Source organism: Pseudomonas sp. WS 5011 (assembly GCF_012985775.1).
Lineage (GTDB): Bacteria > Pseudomonadota > Gammaproteobacteria > Pseudomonadales > Pseudomonadaceae > Aquipseudomonas > Aquipseudomonas peli.
Map to the genome: position 1 here is coordinate 69693 of NZ_JAAQXA010000007.1, position 17182 is coordinate 86874.

A 17182-nucleotide genomic window follows, 5' to 3' on the forward strand; every position below is an offset into this window, starting at 1 on the left:
CAAGCTGCGCGTTGTCCGCCCTGCGCCGACTGGCCTTAATCCAGCTTGAAGCGCGCAGTGTTCTGCGCCAACGCCTGACTCCCCTGACGCAGTTGTTCGGCGGCGTTGCTGACAGCTTGCGCACCTTCAAGCAAGGCGCTGGCGGCATGATCGACCTGCTGGATATTGCCGCTGACTTCATCGGCAGTCGCCGCCTGCTGCTCGGCTGCAGTGGCGATTTGCGCAAGGCGATCCGTCACCAGCTGCACCGATTCGACGATGGCATTCAGGTCTTCGCCCATGGCCAGCACACTACCGACATCGCCTTCGGCCTGGCGCACGGCGTCTTCCATCTGGGTGACCGACTGGCCGACCACGCGGTGCAGGTTGGCCACCGTGTCGGCGATTTCCGCAGTGGAGTTCTGCGTACGCTGCGACAGGCTACGCACCTCATCGGCGACCACGGCAAAGCCGCGGCCCTGATCGCCAGCGCGCGCCGCTTCGATGGCCGCATTAAGCGCGAGCAGGTTGGTCTGCTCAGCGATGCCCTTGATCACATCCACAACCCGGGTGATTTGCGCCGTCTGCTCTCGCAGCTGTTGCAACGTGGTGGCACTGTCACCGAGGCGGCTGCTTAGCTGGCGCATGCTCTGGCTGGTGCGCGTGCTGCGCTGGTTGCTCTGGTTAGCGATCTCGCGGGTCTGGCTGGCTTCTACCGCCGCCTGCTCGCAGCTTTGCGCAACGCTTTGCGCGGTGGCAGCCATTTCAGTGGCGGCCGCCGCAATCTGGCTCATCTGTGCCTGCTGCTGCTCCACTGACACCAGGGCATTACGCGCCTCGCCGTTGAGCAGTTGCACGGTGCCGCCCAATTGCTGACTCTGTTGATTGACCCCCAGCATGGAATCGCGCAACTGGCCAACGGCGGTATTCAGGGCCTGGGCGATATTCGCCAGGTCATCCTCGCCATGCACTTGCATGCGCACACGCAGATCACCATCGCGCAAGCCTTCAGCGGCCTGAATGATCCCAGCAGTGCTGCGCCGGATCGACGCGTTAAGGCAGAACAACACATACAGCGCCAGCAATGTCAGAACGCTGAACACGCCAATGGCTTGAGCCATGGCGCTCAGCGCCTTGCTCCGATAATCACCCAAACTGGCAACAAACTGCTGATACAACGCCGCTTGCAGCTTCAGCAGTTGGCCCTGAAGAGCATCCGCGCGCTGCACAAATTGATCCGGGGTCAAGGCCATCGGGCTGGCTTCAAACATGTCGCGATCGATGCCCGCGAGAAAGGCTTCATAACCCTTCAGTGCCTCATCATAAGGCCCCTGCAGCTGGCGCATGGCATGCGGCGCCTCAAGGGTGAGCGTGGCCTGTGCCTTCAGCAGCTGACTGCGTGATTCATCCAGGCTACGGCGTAGGTCGCGGATCAGTACGCGGCTCTGTAACGTGAAGTGCTGCGACACCACCGCGCCATAACCTTGACTGGTGAAGCTGCCAAGCTGCTCGAGCAGGCGCGGCAAGGTGTAGGTCAGCTGCTCCATCATCAGGTACGTGTCGAGCTGCGGGTCAAGGATCAACCCACTGTCGGTGGCCACCTGCTCGCGCAGGGCAAGCAGGCTCAGCAGGTTCTTTTGGTAACGCTCAAGCGCATCGGGCAGGGCCAGTTTACCCAGCACATCGATACTCAGTTCGGCCTGGCCGGTTCTAAGGCTCTGCAAATGCTGACGGGACTGATCACTCAGCAGCTCTGACTGAAGCGGCTGCTCCAAGGCTTGCAAGGCGGGCTCAAGGCCGCTGGCATGCTCACGCAGCAGCGCTTCGGCGGCTTTCTCAGTGCCCTTCCAGCGCGACAGCAACGTGCGCTGCTCAATCAACGCCTGCTGCACGCCAGCCATGCCCTGCAGTGCATTGATGCCCTCTACCTCATTGGCAATGGAGGTGAGCCGCTCCTGGTAATTACTGCTGATCACCCACAAGGCAAAAACCAGTGGCATCGCGAACAAGACAAACACCAGCTGAAACTTGCGCGCGAAGCTGAAACGCTCCAGCAGCCGCACACCTGGTTTGAGTACTCCAGTCATACACACCTCAACCTGTTGAGCACGCCAACTACAGGGGCGCGCCAAAGCGAAACTTCAAGCAAGAAGTACGCCCAAGCCGCGAGCCTGCGGACAGTCATAGGTAATGAGCATAGTTGAGTGACCGGGCCACGACCCGTTATCCGCTCGACACGCGAGCCATGGCACCCAAGGCACTACCTGGAAATGCCGCTCCAGAGTTCCTCGACATTACGAAAGCCCCACTCCTCAGCAGACTCCCGGCCAACAATCTTGTCGCGACCGACCAACTTGCTGAGGTCGAGGGTTTCCTGCGGGATTGGGGTTTTCGAGCGGGCCGAAAAGAACACCCTCACCCGCGGTGCAAGCAAGGATTTGGCTTGCTGCTCCAGCACCACGCCAATACGCCCGCTTTCCAGCCGCACCAGCGAACCCACGGGGTAAATACCCACGGTTTTGACAAAGGCCTGGAACACTACAGGGTCAAAATGGCCTTTCCATTCGGCCATCTTGCGGATGGATTCGGCTGGGTCCCAGCCACGCTTGTAGGGGCGATCAGACGTGATGGCGTCATACACATCGCACACCGCGCCCATGCGCGCATACAAGCTGATTTGCTCACCGGCCAGGCGGTGCGGATAACCGCTGCCGTCGACTTTTTCGTGGTGGTGCAAGCACACATCCAGCACCAGCGCGCTGACCTGCTTGCTGGCAATCAGCATGCGCGAACCGGCTTCAGGATGATCGCGCACGGTGGCGAATTCATTGTCAGTGAGCTTACCGGGTTTGTTCAGCACCTCATTGGGGATCGCCATCTTGCCGATGTCATGCAGCAGCCCGGCCAACCCAGCCTCACGCACCTGGGCCTCGTTGAGCCCCAGGTTGCGAGCCAAAGCAATCATCAGCGCGCAGACCGCAACCGAATGCATGTAGGTGTATTCGTCGGCGTTTTTCAGCCGCGCCAGGCTGATCAGCGCATTGGGATGACGCATGATCGAATCGGAAATTTCCTCAACCAACTCCCCGGCCTGTTCAAACTGCAAGGCCTGGCCCATGCGCGCGTCACCAAACATGCTAACCACAGCAGCTTTGGAACGCTCGCAGAGCTTGGCCGCGCGCTGCAACTCATCCTCCATCGACACCGCCAGATTGACTGGTGGGGTCTGTACCGCAGCCAAGAGTGCGGCCTCGGCTTCGGCGGCAACCTCTTCAGGACTGACACTGACGGTGCCAACCTCGACATCCAATCCCTTGCTGACATCAATCCACAGCTCACCGATGCTGCTGGCCTTGATACGCTGCAGGTCTTTTTCAGAATTGAGAAGGAACTTGGATTTCCAGAAGGGGTGGTCCATCCATGCGCCACAGAACTCGTGGATATACATACCGACTCGCACGTCGGTCACAGCGATGCACTTCAACATGGATGGCACTCGAACAGAAAAATAATCCGGTTATTGTCAGACAATACTAGATGAACAATAGCCAGCATTATGCGGACTTGGAACAACTAATGGCCATAGGACATCGGTCGCAGATCAGTGGCTTGGAAGCCTTGACACGACTGCTTATCATTGCCGCTCAAGCGCACCCTAAGGAGCTGTCATGCGCCGTTTGTTGACCGGTCTGAGCGTCATTTTTCTGCTGCTTTTAAACACGCTGATTCTGATCAGCCCGCTGCTGCTGATAGCCCTCGGCAAGTTCGTCCTGCCGGGCAAAGCACTTAAGACTGCAAGCTCGCGCGGAGTGATGTGGGTGGCGGAAACCTGGGCGGAAATCAATAAGCTGATCTTTGCCGCCCTACTGCCCGTGCGCTGGGATATTCGCGGCAGCGCTTACCTGCGCCCAAGCACCTCCTACCTGGTTATCAGTAACCATCAGTCGTGGGTGGATATTCCAGCACTGGTGCAGGCCTTCAACCGCAAGACCCCGTACTTCAAGTTCTTCCTCAAGCAGGAACTGATCTGGGTACCCTTCCTCGGCCTGGCGTTCTGGGCATTGGACTACCCCTTTATGAAGCGCTATTCCAAAGCGTTTCTCGCCAAGCACCCGCATATGCAGGGCAAGGACCTGGAAATCACCAAGCAGGCCTGCGAAAAGTTCAAGGACCTGCCGGTGACCGTGGTCAACTACCTCGAAGGCACTCGTTTCACCCCGGCCAAGCAGGCGCAACAGGGTTCGCCCTTCCAGTACTTGCTCAAGCCCAAGGCCGGCGGCGTGGCTTTTGTGCTGGCGGCGCTGGGTGAGCAGCTTGATACGGTGCTGGACGTGACCCTGGTCTACCCCGGCGCGCGCATTCCAGGTTTCTGGGCGCTGATCAGCGGGCAGGTGGACAAGGTGATCGTCGATATCCAGACCCGCGAGCTGGACCCGACGCTGTGGCAGGGCGACTACGAAAATGATCCGAACTTCCGCCAGTTTGTGCAGAACTGGGTGAACACACTCTGGGAAGACAAGGATGCGCGAATAGCACAGATTCGCGCTGAGCTGAGCACGCCAACACACGGCTAGCGTTGGCCTACTGCGGCAGGTCGCGGCGAATCATCCAATGTTCCGGCGGTGGCATCAGGCGGCTGATGTCGAACTGCGGCAAGCTAGCCTGATCGAGCATCTGGATCATCGGGCTGACCTGCTGGGCATGCGGCTGATCTTCCAGCACCCGGACCGCCAGATCGACAGCGATGCGCGCCTGTATCACCGGTGAATCCGTGGGCGCAGCAACAATAAAGCCGTCGCGAATCTGCTCGATAATCCGTTCGGTGGTGTAGGTCGCCAGTACCTGCGCCCGGTAGTTTTGCCCGGAGGTCTGCACCAGCTGGGCGGCAAACCCGGCAGCTTCGGCGTTACCCAGCAGGTAATCGAGGTGCGGATGCGTTTTCAGCAGCCCGCGCACCAGCTGCGCCTGGCTGGCGCGATCGACCGGGGCATAGCCGCCATGCTCCACGCGCATACGACCTGCCTGCTCGGCCTCGCGCAGCGACCGCTCAAGATCCTCGACCCAACCCGCGCCCTGCGGCCCAGGTAACCAGCCAAGGCTGAACGACCCAGCAGGACGATGCTGCTCGATGTAACCCAGCGCAGCCTTGAGCATGTCGGCAAAGTCCACGCTCGAATTGGCACTCAACCCCGGGCAATCACTGCCGTTCACCAGATCAATCACCGGTTTACCCTGCTCGACCAGCGTGGCGATAGCCCCGCAGAGGGCCTGGGCGTTGATCGCGGCGATGATGTAGGCATCAGCATTTTGTAGCCGGCATTGTTCCAGCTGCTGGGCCTGCACCTGAGGATTTTCATAGCCACCGGCTTCATAGATGCCAAGGCGAACGCCCTGTCGGGTGGCCTCTTCATCCAACCCCCAGGCCACGCCCCACCAATAGCGATCCTTACCATGGGGCAAGAGCGCACAGATGCGCCAGGGCTTGGCCGCTTGCGTCAAGGGTTGGTAGGGCTGTACCTGGCCATCCGCCTGCACGGACACAGGGAACCAGTCAGCAGCCGAGACCAGGCCTGACGTGCACAACAAACAGAGGGTTAAAACGATTACCCGCATGAACTCCGGCCCTGGAAAGTGCGCACTGAGCAGCCGTGCCGTGCACTTACTGTAGCCAATTTTACGGGTCTAACGAGGGCGCAATACTGCGCTGAAGGCGGGCACTTGAGTACCCGCCGAGGCGCAGATATTGATCAAGCGGCGCTGAACAGCTTGTGCGGATCGATGACAAATTTCTTCGGCACACCGGCATCGAACTCGCCGTAACCGCGTGGCGCGTCGTCCAGGCTGATCACCTGCACGCCGACCACTTCAGCGATATTGATGCGATCCCACATGATCGCCTGCATCAACTGGCGGTTGTACTTCATCACCGGGGTCTGACCAGTGTGGAAGCTGTGGGATTTGGCCCAGCCGAGGCCGAAGCGGATGCTTAAGGACCCGATCTTCGCCGCTGCATCGACCGCACCCGGATCTTCGGTGACATACAGGCCGGGAATGCCGATCTTACCGGCGACCCGTACCACGCCCATCAGCGAGTTGAGCACTGTGGCCGGCGCTTCATGCTGCACGCCTGCGTGACCATGGCCGCGCGCCTCGAAGCCCACCGCATCCACCGCACAATCGACTTCCGGTTCGCCCAATAACGCAGCGATCTGTTCGTGCAGCGGGGTGTCTTTGGACAGGTCAGCAATCTCGAAACCGACCGCCTTGGCATGGGCCAGACGCACTGGGTTCACGTCGCCGACGATTACCACCGCCGCACCCAGCAAACGCGCCGAAGCGGCTGCGGCCAAACCAACCGGGCCAGCGCCGGCGATATACACGGTGCTGCCTGGGCCAACACCCGCCGTCACAGCGCCGTGGTAGCCGGTGGGCAGGATGTCGGAGAGGCAGGTCAGGTCGCGGATTTTCTCCATGGCCTTGTCGCGGTCCGGCAGTTTCAGCAGGTTGAAGTCGGCGTACGGCACCATGGCGTATTCGGCCTGGCCTCCGGTCCAGTCACCCATGTCGACATAGCCGTAGGCACCGCCGGCACGCGCCGGGTTGACCGACAGGCACACGCCTGTGTGTTGCTCTTTGCACGAACGGCAGCGGCCGCAGGCGACGTTAAACGGCACCGAGACCAGATCACCAATTTTCAGGTTCTCCACGTCGCGGCCCTTCTCGATCACCTCACCGGTGATTTCGTGGCCCAGTACCAGGCCGGTTTGCGCCGTGGTACGGCCGCGCACCATGTGCTGGTCGGAGCCACAGATGTTGGTGGAGACCACGCGCAGGATCACTGCGTGCTCGATCTTGCGACCGCGCGGGTCCTGCATTTTCGGATAGTCGATTTTCTGCACTTCGACCTTGCCAGCGCCGAGATAGACGACGCCACGATTACCAGACATACGTACTTCTCCTTTCTTGTTGTTGATACAAAGGCGCGACCTGCGGCCACGCGGCCTTGCACTGGAGCGTTATTCGTCTGTTGCCGGACTCCGGCAGAGCATGCGCGATGCACACCGATGATTCGGTATACCCGTGGTGCGCGCGGCGCACCCGACGGGCCGTAAATTGGTTCAGGCGTGCAGCACCACCGTACGGCCGTCATTGAGGAAGACGCGGCGTTCAAGGTGATAGCCGATGGCCTTGGCCAGGGTCTGGCACTCGATATCGCGGCCCTTGGCGATCAGGTCTTCGGGGTAGTGGGCATGGTCCACCGACTCCACGCCCTGGGCGATGATCGGCCCTTCGTCGAGGTCGTTGTTGATGTAGTGGGCAGTGGCGCCGACCAGCTTGACGCCCTTCTCATAGGCCTGGTGATAGGGCTTGGCACCCTTGAAACCGGGCAGCAGCGAGTGGTGGATATTGATTGCCCAGCCATCCAGCTGGCGGCACAGCTCAGGTGAGAGCACCTGCATATAGCGGGCAAGCACCACCAATTCGGCGCCGCTGTCCTCGATCACCTGTAGCACCTTGCGCTCCTGCGCCGGCTTGTCTTTCGGGTCGAGCGGGAAGTGGTAGTAGGGGATGTCGTGCCAGCGCGCCAGCGGTTCCAGGTCTGGATGGTTAGACACAACCGCCACCACGTCCATGGCCAGGTGGCCGATACGCTGGCGATAGAGCAGGTCGTTCAGGCAATGGTCGGCCTTGCTGACCATCAGCACCACCTTGGCGCGGTAACCCGGCGGGGTCAGTTCGACCTGCATGCCGAAGGCGCTCAAGCGATCGTTCAAACCGGCGCGAAAGGCCTGTTCATCGAAGTCATCCGGCTGGCGGAATTCCACGCGGATAAAGAAGCGCGACGACAGGCGATCATCGAAGGAATGGTGCTCGGTGACGTAGCAGCGCTGCTCGAACAGAAAGCGCGTCACCGCATCCACCGTGCCGAGCACGCTCGGGCAGTGGGCGGTGAGAATCCAGGTATCGGGGGTGCGGCTCATAACAAACTCCAGAACAAACTCCGCTGCTTTGCACCCCTCTCCCATTTATGGGAGAGGGGCCGGGGGAGAGGGCCGCCGGTACAACGCTATCAGCCCTTCCCCTCTCCCCAACCCTTTCCCCATAGGGGAGAGGGAGCCGTTCGTATCAGCCTCAGGCTTTGATCGCCAAGCCGTACTCGGCGCTGGCGTCTTGCAGCCACAGCCAGAAGTAATCGGAGAAGCTGCGGCGGATCAGCAGCTCCCAGGTGTCTTCGGCAGTGTGGCGGATCACCAACTGCGACTTGGCGAAGTGGGTGCCCACGGCCTTGCCCACCGGGAAGTTGCTTGGGTGCACGTCGTAGCTGGTGGACTTCATCAGCACTTCGCGCACCTTCGGCCCAGTCAACTCCAGCAGGGTCTGCCCGCCGCTGACGTTGACGATCGAGATGTGCTGGCCATCCAGCGCTTCGCGCAGCTTCTGCTCGACCGCGAACTCGCTGCCGCTCGGCACAATCAGCAGCCATTCATCGGGGGCCAGCCATTGCAGCGAGGTGTCGCCGGCCGCCACCAGGGTCAGTGCCACGGGCAGTTCCAGGCCCAGGGCCTTGTGTACGCCGCCGGCAAACGCCGGGTCTTTGCCATCGCCACGCAGGGTCAGGTGCCCGAGCAGCTTCTTCTCGCGCACCGTCACCCCGGCACTGGCCGAGCCTTTACCCGCCAGCTGTTCAAGGCCGGCATGGAACAGTGGCGATTCGGCATGTGCCGCAGCCGGGCGTTGCTGATAAACGTTGATCAAATTAGACATTCTGGCGATCCCCTTTCGGGTCATAGAACACGGAGCTGACGATTTCGGCTTCGATCAGGCTGCCATCGGCCAGCGGTGCGAACACCCGCTCACCCATGCGTTTGAGGCCGCCCTTGACCACACCCATGGCGAAGGAATAGCCCAGCGCCGCGCTCATGTAGCTGGAGGTGACGTGGCCGACCATCTGCATCGGGACGGTCTGTTTCGGGTCGAACACCAGTTGCGCGCCTTCCGGCAGCACCTTGTTGGGGTCGACGGGTTTGAGCCCGACCAGCTGCTTGCGGTCTTCGCGCAGGCTGTCTTCGCGGTTCATGCCGCGCCAGCCGATCCACGAGAACGGTTTGGTTCGCCCTACGCACCAGCCCATGTTGAGGTCGTCTGGGGTGACCGAACCGTCGGTGTCCTGACCGACGATGATGAAGCCCTTCTCAGCACGCAGTACGTGCATGGTCTCGGTGCCGTAAGGCGTCAGACCGTGCTTCTTACCGGCTTCGATGATCTTTTCCCACACACCCAGGGCGTAGTCGGCCTGCACGTTGACTTCGTAGCTCAGCTCACCGGTGAAAGAGATGCGGAACACCCGCGCAGGCACACCGCCAACCTGGCCTTCCTTCCACGTCATAAACGGGAAGGCGTCCTTGTCCAGGTCGATGTCGGTGACCTCGGCCAGCAGCTTGCGGCTGTTGGGGCCGGACAGGGTCATGGTTGCCCAGTGGTCGGTAACCGAGGTGAAGTACACCTTCAGCTCCGGCCACTCGGTCTGGTGGTAGATTTCCAACCACTCCATCACCCGTGCGGCGCCGCCGGTGGTGGTGGTCATCAGAAAATGGTTGTCGGCCAGGCAGGCGGTCACACCGTCGTCGAAGACCATGCCGTCTTCCTTGCACATCAGACCGTAGCGCGCCTTGCCCACATCCAGTTTGGTCCAGGCGTTGCTGTACACGCGGTTGAGAAACTCGCGGGCATCCGGGCCTTGAATATCGATCTTGCCCAGCGTCGAGGCGTCCAAAATGCCGACTGCGTTACGCACGGCCAGGCACTCGCGGGCTACGGCGGCATGCAGATCTTCACCGGCTTTGGGGAAGTACCACGGGCGCTTCCACTGACCCACGTCCTCGAACTCGGCACCGTTTTGCAGGTGCCAGCTTTGCATAGCGGTGTAACGCTTGGGCTCGAACAGTGCGCCACAGTGACGACCGGCCACCGCGCCGAAGGTCACCGGAGTGTAGTTCGGGCGGAACATGGTGGTGCCCATCTGCGGGATGCTGATGCCCAGCGAACGGGCGGCAATTGCCAGACCGTTGATATTGCCCAGCTTGCCCTGATCAGTGCCGAAGCCCAGCGCGGTGTAGCGCTTGACGTGCTCGACCGACTCGAAGCCCTCGCGGGTGGCCAGCTCGATACCAGCGGCGGTGACGTCATTCTGCAGGTCAACAAACTGCTTGGGCGCACGCGCCGTCGGCTTGTCGTGCGGCACTTGGAACAGCGCCAGGGACGGTTCTTCCATGCGCACGGCAACCTGCGGCAGGCTGGCGGAAACCGCCTTGAAACCGGCTTCGGCAGCTGCCGATACACCCGCCTCGAAACCATCGGCCAGAGCATCACCCAGGCCGAACACGCCATTGACCGCACCCGCGCACAGGCGCTTCTGGAAGCCACCCTCGCCTGGCACAAAGGCCAGAATATCTTCACGCCAGGTCGGCCGGCCGCCCAGGTGCGAGGCCAGGTGCACCACCGGGCTGTAACCGCCGGAGCTGACGATCAAATCGCAGTCGAGCACTTCGCCCGGGCTGATGACCTTATGGCTCTGTACATCGATGGCGCAGATGCGCGCAGCGGTAACCCGCTTGCTGCCAGCGGCTTCCACCACGGCACTGCCGGTGAGAATACGCACACCACGGCTGCGAGCCTCTTCCACCCAGCTGCCGCGTGGGTTGCTGCGGGCATCGGCCACCGCCACCACCTGCAAGCCGGCGTCAAGCCAGTCGAGCACCACGCGGTAGGCGTAATCGTTGTTGGTCGACAGCACCAGCTGCTTGCCCGGGGCCACACCATAACGGCGCACGTAGGTGGACACCGCATCGGCGAGCATATTGCCCGGCACGTCGTTGTTGGCGTAAACCAGCGGCCGCTCGTGGGCACCGGTGGCCAGCACCACACGCGTGGCACGCACGCGGTGCATGCGCTGACGAACCATACCGAGTGGCGCAATTTCACCAAGGTGATCGGTCAGGCGCTGGTGAATGGTGAGGAAGTTGTGGTCGTGGTAACCGTTGACCGTGGAACGCGGCAGCAGAGTCACTTCAGGCATGCCAGACAGCTCGGTAATCACCTGCGCGGCCCAGTCGGCGGCCGGTTTGCCGTCGAGGGTTTCGCGGGTGCTGAGCAGGCTGCCGCCGAACTCTTCCTGCTCGTCAGCCAGGATTACCCGTGCACCGCTGCGCGCAGCCGCCAAGGCTGCGGCCAGACCCGCCGGGCCGGCGCCGACCACCAGCACGTCGCAGTGCTGGTTCATGTAGTCGTAGCTATCCGGGTCCACGGCAGTCGGCGCACGGCCAAGACCGGCGGCCTTGCGGATGTATTTCTCGTAGGTCAGCCAGAGGTTCTGCGGGTACATAAAGGTTTTGTAGTAGAACCCCGGCGGCATCATCTTGCCGCCGACCTTGCCGAGAATGCCCATCAGGTCGGTGTTGACGCTCGGCCAGCCATTGGTGCTGCTGGCGACCAAGCCGGCATACAGCGCCTGCTGGGTGGCGCGCACGTTGGGGATCTGCGCCGCTTCGGTGCTGCCGATCTGCAACACCGCGTTCGGCTCTTCGGCGCCGGCGGCAACGATGCCGCGCGGCCGCGAGTACTTGAAGCTGCGCCCGACGATATCCACACCATTGGCCAGCAAGGCGGCTGCCAGGGTGTCGCCGGCAAAGCCTTGATAGCTCTGCCCGTTGAAGCTGAATGTCAAAGGCTGGCTGCGATCAACGCGGCCGCCGCTAGCAAGACGATTGACCTGGCTCATGCCGTTACTCCTTGGTCGATGGCCTTTTTCTCGGCAGTGCCGGCAGCAGTGACGCTGGGCTTCTCGCCGATCTTGTAGGTTTCGAGAATTTCGTAGGTCACCGTGTGACGGGTGGCGTTGAAGTACTTGCGGCAGCCGGCGGAATGCACCCACAACTCGTGGTGGATGCCGCGCGGGTTATCACGGAAGAACAGGTATTCGCCCCACTCGGCATCGGTGCAGGCGGTCGGGTCCAGCGGGCGCGGAATATGCGCCTGGCCCTTGGCGTGGAATTCCTCTTCGGAGCGCAACTCGCCGCAGTGAGGGCAGAAGATATGCAACATGGGTAAGCCCTCTTAGTGAGCCACGGCAGCAGCGCCGTGCTCGTCGATCAGTGCGCCGGTGTGGAAACGGTCCATGGAGAACGGTTTGGCCAGCGGGTGCATTTCACCCTTGGCCAGGCTCGCAGCGAACACGTGGCCCGAACCCGGCGTGGCCTTGAAGCCGCCGGTGCCCCACCCGCAGTTGAAGAACAGGTTGGGTACCGGGGTCTTGGAAATGATCGGGCAGGCGTCCGGCGAGGTATCGACGATGCCGCCCCACTGGCGGTTCATGCGCACCCGCGAGAGCACCGGGAACATCTCGACGATGGCCTGCAGGGTGTGTTCGATGGTGCCGTAGGAGCCGCGCTGACCGTAGCCGTTGTAGCCGTCGATACCCGCGCCAATAACCAGGTCGCCTTTGTCTGACTGGCTGATATAACCGTGCACGGCGTTGGACATGATCACGCTGTCGATGATCGGTTTGATCGGCTCGGACACCAGCGCCTGCAGCGGATGGGATTCCAGCGGCAGGCGGAAACCGGCCAGGCCAGCCATGTGCCCGGAGTTACCGGCAGTGACCACGCCCACGCGCTTGCCGCCGATAAAGCCCTTGTTGGTTTCCACGCCGATGCACACGCCGTTTTCCTTACGGAAACCGATCACTTCAGTTTGCTGCAACAGATCGACGCCCAAGGCATCGGCGGCGCGCGCATAGCCCCAGGCCACGGCGTCGTGGCGAGCAACACCGCCACGCCGTTGCACGGTGGAACCCATCACCGGGTAGCGGGTGTTCTTGCTGCAATCCAGGTACGGAATCTCTTCGGCCACCTGCTTGGCATCCAGCAGTTCGCCATCCACACCGTTGAGGCGGTTGGCGCTGACGCGGCGCTCGGAGTCGCGCATGTCCTGCAGGGTATGGCAGAGGTTGTAGACGCCGCGCTGGCTGAACATGACGTTGTAGTTGAGATCCTGGGACAGGCCTTCCCACAGCTTCATCGCATGCTCATACAGGTGCGCCGACTCATCCCACAGGTAGTTGGAACGCACGATGGTGGTGTTGCGAGCGGTGTTGCCGCCGCCCAGCCAGCCCTTCTCGATCACCGCGACGTTCTTTACGCCGAACTCTTTCGCCAGGTAATAGGCGGTCGCCAGACCGTGGCCGCCACCGCCGACGATGATCACGTCGTACACCGGCTTGGGCGTTGGGTTGCGCCACATGCGCTGCCAGTTTTCGTGGTGGCTGAAAGCGTGCTTGAACAGGCCGAAGCCGGAATAACGTTGCATAAAGGTGCTCCTGAAACGGAAAGCTGGAACCTTGTCGCCAGGCGCGGCAGTTACCGAACCGGGTGGATCATTGCGTTCAACGGTAGACCGGATAATCGGCGCACAGCCCTGCCGCCAGAGTTGCCACCTGCGCCTCGACATCGGCATCTCCGAGGTGGTCGAGGATGTTGCAGATCCACCCGGCCAGCTCGATGCTCTGCGCTTCCTTGAGGCCGCGAGTGGTTATGGCCGGAGTGCCGATACGCAGGCCCGAAGTGACAAACGGCGACTGCGGGTCATTCGGCACGGCGTTCTTGTTTACCGTAATCCCGGCGCGCCCCAGGGCCGCATCGGCGTCTTTGCCAGTCAGGCCCTGACGGATCAGGCTGACCAGAAACAGGTGGTTGTCGGTACCACCGGAGACCACGTCGTAGCCGCGCTCGATAAACACCTTGGCCATGGCCTGGGCGTTTTTGATCACCTGCGCTTGGTATTCCTTGAAGCCCGGCTCCATGGCTTCCTTGAAGCACACCGCCTTGGCCGCGATCACATGCATCAACGGGCCACCCTGGGCACCGGGGAACACCGCCGAGTTAAGTTTCTTCTCGATATCAGGATTGGCCTTGGCCAGGATCAGCCCACCACGCGGACCGCGCAGGGTCTTGTGAGTGGTGGTGGTGACTACATCGGCAAAGGGAATCGGGTTGGGGTATAGGCCAGCGGCGACCAGGCCAGCAACGTGGGCCATATCGACAAACAGCAGCGCACCGACCTTGTCGGCGATGGCGCGGAAGCGCGGGAAATCCAGGGTTTTCGAGTAGGCGGAAAAACCGGCGACGATCATCTTCGGCTGGCACTCGACGGCCAGGCGCTCGACTTCGTCGTAATCGATCAAACCAGTAGTGGTGTCGATGCCGTACTGCACGGCGTTGTACAGCTTGCCCGAGGACGACACCTTGGCGCCGTGGGTCAGGTGACCGCCGTGGGCCAGGCTCATGCCGAGGATGGTGTCGCCAGCATTGATCAGCGCCAGGTACACCGCGCTGTTGGCCGACGAACCGGAGTGCGGCTGAACGTTGGCGTAATCAGCACCGAACAGCGCCTTGGCGCGGTCGATGGCCAGCTGCTCGACCACATCGACATGCTCGCAGCCACCGTAATAGCGCTTGCCCGGATAGCCTTCGGCGTACTTGTTGGTCAGGCCGCTGCCCTGGGCTTCCATGACCCGCTGGCTGGTGTAGTTTTCCGAGGCGATCAGCTCGATATGGTGCTCCTGACGGCTTTCCTCGGCGTTGATCGCGCTGAGCAATTCGTCGTCGTAGCCTTGAATCTGGTCGTGCTTGCTGAACATCGCGGATCTCCTGCGGCGCCTGGGCAGCGCATCTGTGTCGATAGCGGGCTGAGCCCTTGTGAGCCGATGGTATGACTGGCCCTGATCGGTCAGATGCCTAGGCACGCCACGGGGGATTGCGTTTGCGACATGCACGCGTCGCAATTGCGCAGGTCTTAAAGGCGACAGTGCGCTGCGGCTTCGCCTGTATGGCAGAGGATGTCGCCCCCGTATCTGCACGCAGGCGTGACCGCGGATACAGTAGAAGCATCCCAAACGGCTTAGCGTTAGCGCCCACAAGGAAGCTCCCATGCCCGATCTCTCGCAACAATTCGCCAGCGACAACTACTCCGGCATCTGCCCGGAAGCCTGGGCGGCCATGGCCGAAGCCAATCAGGGCCACCAGCGCGCCTATGGCGACGACGAATGGACCGCACGCGCCGCCGACCATTTCCGCCGCCTGTTTGAAACCGACTGCGAAGTGTTCTTCGCCTTCAACGGCACCGCCGCCAACTCACTGGCCCTGGCGTCGCTATGCCAGAGCTACCACAGCGTGATCTGCTCGGAGACCGCCCACGTCGAAACCGACGAATGCGGCGCGCCGGAGTTCTTCTCCAATGGCTCAAAGCTGCTGCTGGCCAAAACCGAGAACGGCAAACTGACGCCCGAGGCGATCCGAGACATCGCCCTCAAACGCCAGGACATCCATTACCCCAAGCCACGGGTGGTGACCCTGACTCAGGCCACGGAAGTCGGTACCGTTTACAGCCCCGACGAAGTGCGCGCGATCAGCACGGTGTGCCGCGAACTGGGCCTGCATCTGCACATGGACGGCGCGCGCTTCTCTAATGCCTGCGCCTTTCTCGGCTGCAGCCCGGCCGACCTGACTTGGAAGGCCGGCGTCGATGTGCTGTGTTTTGGCGGCACCAAAAACGGCATGGCCGTGGGTGAGGCCATCCTGTTCTTCAATAAAGATTTGGCCGAAGACTTCGACTACCGCTGCAAGCAGGCCGGTCAGCTGGCCTCGAAGATGCGCTACCTGTCCGCACCCTGGGTCGGCATTCTGCAGAACGATGCCTGGCTGAAATACGCCCAGCACGCCAACCGCTGCGCGCAGCTGCTCGCCGAGTTGGTCAGCGATATTCCGGGGGTCAGCCTGATGTTCCCGGTGCAGGCCAACGGCGTGTTTTTGCAGATGTCGGAACCGGCGCTGGAAATCCTGCGCGGCCAGGGCTGGCGCTTCTACACCTTTATCGGGGCTGGCGGTGCACGCTTTATGTGCTCCTGGGACACCGACGAAGCGCGAGTGCGCCAGCTGGCAGGGGATATTCGCCAGGCGATGACGGCCAGCTAAGCAAGACGCTCAGGCGGCTGGCTGATGCAGACGGCCACTGACGCCTGCATCAGCCCCAACCATCAGGAAGGACGGGGAACCAGCGCTGGCAGCAAGGTGCGCGAGATCGCCTCGCGCACATTCGGCAACAGCGTCGCGCTGCCACCGAGCAACTCCTCCACCAGCCTACGCAGGGCCAGCGCGCGTTCCGGGCTGAGTCCGCTGACGGCATGCTCGCACGCCTGCTCCGCCGTAACCCCGGGTGGGATCGACAACCCTAGCGCCACCAGACGTTCGCGTAGGTCCTCCTGATCGATCAGGTCGGCGTGCATCATGGTCAATTCCTCCAATGGTGGCGTGCTAGCGCAGCACGCCTTCTTCCAACAACAATTTGAAGATAGCCTCCGCGCCCGCTTGCGGCGATACATCCTTGAGCACCTGTCCCCCGCCGCCGGATGCCTTGGCCGTAGCCGCCTTCATTCGTTCCGCGCCGGTCTTGGCCTTGATCACCTTAAGGCGCTTGGGGCGCGGTTTCGCCGGTTGCAATTGCGCGTTGGCAAATAGCGGGTCGGCGACCAGCTCCACCTCCTCGGCAGTTAACAGACCACGGCGAGCGGGGCCAAATGCGCTCTGCCGGGCAGTGGGCGCAGCGTTATCGACACTGGCAACAAACGGCAGACGCACCTGCAAGCGCCGGCGCTGTCCGCGCGGCAGGGCTTGCAGCACCTGCGCCACGCCATTGCTGACCTGCTCCACCGCCGCCAGCCCAACCACCAGCGGCCAGCCGAGCTGTTCCGCCAGCAGGTAAGGCAGCATGCCCGAGCCTTCGCCGGTTTCCGCCTGGCTGCCGGTCAACACCAGCTGCGCACTGGAGTCGGCCAGGTACTCGGCGAGCACCGGCAGCGCATCGCTGTGCGCTGGCTGTTCAAGAATTTTGATCTGCTCAAGGCCCATGCCCAGATAAGCACGCAATGCTTCCTGCTGCGGATCGCCGGCATGCAGCACCTGTAACCGCTCACCGGCCAGACGCAGCCCCAGCTCGACCGCACGGGCGTCCTGCTCGGCGCGGCGCGGGCGGCCTGAGGTCGGGTGAGCGCCTACGGAAACCAGCGTAACTACCTGCAAATCAGTCATGGCGCAGCTCCGTAGGGAGGAAGACGCTGTTTTCTTCCGCCATGGCGGTGTGAGCGTTGGTG

The 17182-nt window shown here is 62.1% G+C and carries 14 protein-coding genes; 2 read left to right on the plus strand and 12 right to left on the minus strand.

Annotation, left to right across the window (positions count from 1 at the left end; all coding sequences use genetic code 11):
- Nucleotides 1–35: 35 nt before the first annotated feature.
- Complete coding sequence (locus tag HBN63_RS09800) at nucleotides 36–2066, minus strand: methyl-accepting chemotaxis protein (RefSeq protein WP_170049278.1); 2031 nt, start codon at nucleotides 2064–2066, stop codon at nucleotides 36–38.
- Between the two features lie 173 nt (nucleotides 2067–2239).
- Nucleotides 2240–3466: an HD-GYP domain-containing protein gene (locus HBN63_RS09805; protein ID WP_170049279.1), complete on the minus strand. Its 1227-nt coding sequence runs from the start codon at nucleotides 3464–3466 to the stop codon at nucleotides 2240–2242.
- A gap of 181 nt (nucleotides 3467–3647) precedes the next feature.
- Between HBN63_RS09805 and HBN63_RS09810 the strand changes: the two genes are divergently transcribed.
- Entirely contained in the window at nucleotides 3648–4553 is a 906-nt protein-coding gene (locus tag HBN63_RS09810; protein ID WP_170049280.1) for an acyltransferase, read from the plus strand.
- Between the two features lie 7 nt (nucleotides 4554–4560).
- Here HBN63_RS09810 and torT read toward each other — a convergent pair whose 3' ends face one another.
- The 8 genes from torT to glyA all read right to left on the minus strand — a co-directional run bounded on the left by torT (nucleotide 4561) and on the right by glyA (nucleotide 14674).
- A complete protein-coding gene (gene torT / locus HBN63_RS09815; RefSeq protein ID WP_170049281.1) occupies nucleotides 4561–5592 on the minus strand; it encodes a TMAO reductase system periplasmic protein TorT in 1032 nt (343 codons plus the stop codon).
- A gap of 134 nt (nucleotides 5593–5726) precedes the next feature.
- On the minus strand, nucleotides 5727–6926 hold the full coding sequence (gene fdhA, locus HBN63_RS09820; RefSeq protein WP_167146726.1) for a formaldehyde dehydrogenase, glutathione-independent: 1200 nt from the start codon (nucleotides 6924–6926) through the stop codon (nucleotides 5727–5729).
- A 171-nt stretch (nucleotides 6927–7097) separates the two neighbouring features.
- A complete protein-coding gene (gene purU / locus HBN63_RS09825; RefSeq protein ID WP_170049282.1) occupies nucleotides 7098–7961 on the minus strand; it encodes a formyltetrahydrofolate deformylase in 864 nt (287 codons plus the stop codon).
- Between the two features lie 151 nt (nucleotides 7962–8112).
- Nucleotides 8113–8745, minus strand: a complete 633-nt coding sequence (gene soxG / locus HBN63_RS09830) for a sarcosine oxidase subunit gamma family protein (RefSeq protein ID WP_170049283.1) — start codon at nucleotides 8743–8745, stop codon at nucleotides 8113–8115.
- Nucleotides 8738–11758: a sarcosine oxidase subunit alpha gene (locus tag HBN63_RS09835; RefSeq protein ID WP_170049284.1), complete on the minus strand. Its 3021-nt coding sequence runs from the start codon at nucleotides 11756–11758 to the stop codon at nucleotides 8738–8740. The genes soxG and HBN63_RS09835 overlap by 8 nt, the downstream gene beginning before the upstream one ends.
- A complete protein-coding gene (locus tag HBN63_RS09840; protein WP_170049285.1) occupies nucleotides 11755–12081 on the minus strand; it encodes a sarcosine oxidase subunit delta in 327 nt (108 codons plus the stop codon). The genes HBN63_RS09835 and HBN63_RS09840 overlap by 4 nt, the downstream gene beginning before the upstream one ends.
- Nucleotides 12082–12093: 12 nt before the next feature.
- Nucleotides 12094–13344 carry a sarcosine oxidase subunit beta family protein gene (locus HBN63_RS09845; RefSeq protein WP_170049286.1) on the minus strand — a complete coding sequence of 417 codons (1251 nt, stop codon included), beginning with the start codon at nucleotides 13342–13344 and terminating at the stop codon, nucleotides 12094–12096.
- A gap of 76 nt (nucleotides 13345–13420) precedes the next feature.
- Nucleotides 13421–14674, minus strand: a complete 1254-nt coding sequence (glyA, locus tag HBN63_RS09850; RefSeq protein ID WP_170049287.1) for a serine hydroxymethyltransferase — start codon at nucleotides 14672–14674, stop codon at nucleotides 13421–13423.
- Nucleotides 14675–14963: 289 nt separating this feature from the next.
- On the opposite strand from glyA, the gene HBN63_RS09855 reads away from it, so the two are divergent.
- On the plus strand, nucleotides 14964–16007 hold the full coding sequence (locus HBN63_RS09855) for a low specificity L-threonine aldolase (RefSeq protein ID WP_170049288.1): 1044 nt from the start codon (nucleotides 14964–14966) through the stop codon (nucleotides 16005–16007).
- Between the two features lie 62 nt (nucleotides 16008–16069).
- On the opposite strand, the gene HBN63_RS09860 is transcribed toward HBN63_RS09855, so the two are convergent.
- Entirely contained in the window at nucleotides 16070–16321 is a 252-nt protein-coding gene (locus HBN63_RS09860) for a hypothetical protein (protein ID WP_090254976.1), read from the minus strand.
- Nucleotides 16322–16346: 25 nt separating this feature from the next.
- Nucleotides 16347–17120: an electron transfer flavoprotein subunit beta gene (locus HBN63_RS09865; RefSeq protein WP_170049289.1), complete on the minus strand. Its 774-nt coding sequence runs from the start codon at nucleotides 17118–17120 to the stop codon at nucleotides 16347–16349.
- Nucleotides 17121–17182: the final 62 nt, after the last annotated feature.